The organism is Psychrobacter sp. W2-37-MNA-CIBAN-0211 (genome assembly GCF_040309405.1).
In the GTDB taxonomy this organism is placed as follows: Bacteria; Pseudomonadota; Gammaproteobacteria; order Pseudomonadales; family Moraxellaceae; genus Psychrobacter; species Psychrobacter glaciei.
The window spans coordinates 1-3,904 of the sequence record NZ_JBEOOU010000026.1 but is presented as its reverse complement, the minus strand read 5'-3'; the positions used below and the strand labels follow the sequence as shown (position 1 = coordinate 3,904).

General features: G+C 36.9%; 5 protein-coding genes. 4 read left to right on the top strand and 1 reads right to left on the bottom strand.

The window, feature by feature from the left end:
- Positions 1–3 precede the first annotated feature (3 nt).
- From AAEY72_RS14045 to AAEY72_RS14030, 4 genes are all read left to right on the top strand, one after another.
- Complete coding sequence (locus tag AAEY72_RS14045; RefSeq protein WP_352311090.1) at positions 4–117, top strand: hypothetical protein; 114 nt, start codon at positions 4–6, stop codon at positions 115–117.
- Positions 104–790, top strand: a complete 687-nt coding sequence (locus AAEY72_RS14040; RefSeq protein WP_005893984.1) for an AAA family ATPase — start codon at positions 104–106, stop codon at positions 788–790. The genes AAEY72_RS14045 and AAEY72_RS14040 overlap by 14 nt, the downstream gene beginning before the upstream one ends.
- Positions 787–1,677 (top strand): HNH endonuclease signature motif containing protein, encoded by an 891-nt coding sequence (locus AAEY72_RS14035; RefSeq protein ID WP_000735931.1) that lies wholly within the window; start codon positions 787–789, stop codon positions 1,675–1,677. The genes AAEY72_RS14040 and AAEY72_RS14035 overlap by 4 nt, the downstream gene beginning before the upstream one ends.
- Positions 1,678–2,267: 590 nt before the next feature.
- On the top strand, positions 2,268–3,500 hold the full coding sequence (locus tag AAEY72_RS14030; protein WP_000162952.1) for an Ea47 family protein: 1,233 nt from the start codon (positions 2,268–2,270) through the stop codon (positions 3,498–3,500).
- A gap of 128 nt (positions 3,501–3,628) precedes the next feature.
- Here AAEY72_RS14030 and AAEY72_RS14025 read toward each other — a convergent pair.
- A partial coding sequence (locus AAEY72_RS14025; protein ID WP_352311087.1) for a tail fiber assembly protein occupies positions 3,629–3,904 on the bottom strand: 276 nt, incomplete at its 5' end.

Sequence of the window (3,904 nt, the reverse complement as noted above, 5' to 3'; positions counted from 1 at the left end):
CACTTGCCAGGTATGGTGGCTGCAATGACACCACTTCCTGTCATCGGTGTGCCCGTAAAAGGTTCTTGTCTAGCTCGAATTCATTTCAGCATTTATTGGTTGTATGAGAGTAGATAGAAAAAGACAACTCTGGCTTGAAGCTATCAAAAAACTAAGTAGTGATGAAAACTTTTCAAATATGGAACTCATCAGCCTCATTTCTAAATATGAAGAGTTAAGACGTAATGAACCACAGATTCAAGTGGACGATGATAAATTCACTAAATTGTTTTATGACAATATCCAGAAATATCTGCTTCGAATGAGCTCTGGACATGCAATTGTTTTATTTACTATCACAAGATTAGTAGATGTCGTTGGCGAAAAGTCATTAGTTTTATTCGATGAACCAGAGGTTCATCTGCATCCACCTTTGCTCTCTGCTTTTTTACGAACATTAAGCGACTTACTCGATGCACGCAATGGTGTAGCAATAATTGCAACTCATTCCCCAGTAGTACTGCAAGAGGTTCCAAAATCCTGCATGTGGAAAGTCCTACGGTCAAGAGAAGCAATAAATATTATCCGTCCGGATATTGAGACATTCGGTGAGAACTTAGGTGTTTTAACTCGTGAGGTGTTTTTACTTGAAGTGACAAATTCTGGATACCACCACTTATTATCGCAGTCCGTTGATTCAGAGCTTTCTTATGAAACCATTCTAAAAAATTATAATGGTCAGATAGGATTAGAAGGTCGAACCGTTTTAAAAGCGATGATAATGAACAGAGATGAAGGTAAAGTACAATGAAAAAACTACCTCTTCCAGCGAGAACTTATAGCGAAATGCTTAATAAATGCTCGGAAGGTATGATGCAGATAAATGTTAGAAATAATTTCATTACTCACTTCCCCACTTTTTTGCAGAAAGAACAACAATATAGAATATTAAGCTCGACAGGTCAGTTATTTACCTACGACAGGACACACCCTCTTGAGCCTACAACCTTAGTAGTTGGTAACCTGACAAAGGTTAAATTAGAAAAGCTTTATGAAAATAATCTCCGAGATAAAAACAAACCCGCTAGAACATATTACGATGACATGCTTGTTTCATCAGGTGAAAAATGTCCATTTTGTGGTGATATAGGACAGACAAAAAATATAGATCATTTTCTTCCTATTGCACATTATCCTGAATTTTCGGTGATGCCTATTAATTTAGTTCCATCGTGCCGCGACTGCAATATGGGAGAGAAAGGTCAAGTTTTCGCAGTAGATGAGGTACACCAAGCGATTCATCCCTATATCGACAAGGACATTTTTTTTCGTGAGCAATGGGTATATGCAAATTTCGTTTCCGGAACTCCGGGTGCTATCAGTTTTTATGTTGAATGCCCGGCGAACTGGAGGCAGGAAGACAAACACAGAGCTCTTCATCATTTCAAGCTATTAAATATTGCTAACAGGTATCGTTTGGAGGCAGGGAAGCACTTGAGTGAAGTGATTACTCAAAGAAACTCTTTCGTAAAAGTTATAAGGAAATATAGTTCAACCGCAACGTTTCAGCAGCTACAGTCAGAATTTATTGAAGCAAATCTGAAACCTATTATAGATTTGAATGACTTCCCCAATTATTGGAAAAGAGTTATGTATCAGTGCCTAGCAAACTCGGAAGATTTTTTCAGAGGGATCTAGAATATGATGAAAGATAGAAAATTACGACGCTTATCGGAAGTGAACGAATACTTTTTATATGAGGAGGGCTGTTTTTACAAAATCCGGTAGTAACTTGCTAACCAATTCCTAGGCAGGTCATTGGCAACAGTGGCATGCACCGAGAAGGACGTTTGTAATGTCCGCTCCGGCACATAGCAGTCCTAGGGACAGTGGCGTACAGTCATAGATGGTCGGTGGGAGGTGGTACAAATTCTCTCATGCAAAAAATATGTAAAATCGGTAGCAACTGGAAATCATTCAACACCCGCACTATCGGAAGTTCACCAGCCAGCCGCAGCACGTTCCTGCATACGACGTGTCTGCGGCTCTACCATATCTCCTATGAGCAACGTGTTAGCAGAGCCAAGCCACAACTCTAATTTTAATACATAATGAATGATAATAATAATATTAAAAATTTCCTGTGTAACTAATTTACTATATGGTTTCTGATAAGAATCATTGCAAAGATCAAACAACTTGTATTACATTGACAGTTAAGCAGTTAATTTTATCACCTCTAAAATATATCAGCATCTAGCATGCAACCTATCAAAATGGAGAGTTTTATGACTAAAAAACCATGGGAAAGAAGACTTAAAGATTTATCGCACTTGCTCAAATGCTGCATTGATACATATTTTGACCCTGAATTATTTCGCTTGAATTTGAATCAATTCCTCCAAACCGCAAGAACAGTAACATTTATTATTCAAAAAAACAAAAACCAGATTATAGGATATGACATTTGGTATAACAATAATGTTATTGAAAAATGGAAAAATGATCCATTAATGGCTTGGGCTAAAAATTCTCGCAATACGATAGAAAAACAAGGCGATTTAGAAATGTATAGCGAGGCAAAGGCTACTCTTATTTCATCTTACATTGAAGAAAATGACATTGAGTTTATTACAAATGAAAGTATGTTAAACATTGGTATAAAAAAGTTAGTCAGACTTGCACAAAAGAAATTACCTTCATATTTAACTGAATCATCTATTATTAAATCAGAAAGACGATGGGTCGCTAATACGCTAAAAGATTACGAATTATTACATGCCTTAGCTATAATCTATGGCAGAATGTATAACTGCTGTAACTCTCTTGGCATACAAATAAACAATCCAATGGGTGACGATGTGATTTCGCCAACATCATTCGACTCTTTATTTGATGAAGCCAGGAGAATAACTTATTTAAAATTAAAAGATTACTCCATAAGCAAATTGTCATTTAGCATGATACAATATGACAATAAAATAATTCCTGAAGATATTAAAGAGCGTCTAAAACTGGTAGATAAGCCTAAAAATATCACTTCGACAGAAGAGTTAGTTGACTATACAGCCAAGCTTGCAGAAACGACTTTTTTAAAGGACGGTTATCACATTCAAACATTAATTTTTTATGATAAACAATTCCATCCAATTGATTTAATCAATACAACATTTGAAGATCAAGCAGATAAATATATTTTTTGGCGTTATGCAGCTGACAGAGCCAAAATAACAAATGCCTATGGCTTCATTTGGATATCAGAGCTATGGCTCAGAAAAGCAAGCATCTACTCCAATAAACCAATACATACAATGCCAATTATAGATGAAAGACTTCAGGTAATTGGAATTGATTCAAATAATAATCAAAAATGTATTTCATGGAAAATAGTTAGAGAAAACGAAGAAAAAAAACCGACTTTAGAAATATCAACAGCAGACTCAAAACATGACGAAAAACCATATTTCATGCGTTCAGTCTTAAAAGCAATTGGCGGTGATGTAAACACTATGAACAATTGAGTCATAGAACTTCCATTATTCTCCTGAAGATAATAATCGCCAAATAAACCAATACTCAGCTTTACAATATACTAACTAACCGCAGAACGTTATTTCATACAACGTTTCTGCGGCATATCACAAAACGATTACTCCATAACAGGGACAGCAGGCCACTCAATATCAGGTGCAGTTGATGTATCAACACGGTTCAGCAACACCCGATACTTCTTCCAGGCTTCCAGCAACGAGGTTTCTTCCTTCGTTGCAATTTCCAGATCTGCAGCATCCTGAAGCGGCGCAATATGCTCACTGGCTACCTGCATCAGGCTTTTTTTTGTTTCTTCCGCCTCCCGGATCCGGAACAGTTTTTCTGCTTCCGTATCCTTCACCCAGGCTGTGCCGTTCCACTTCTGATATTCCCC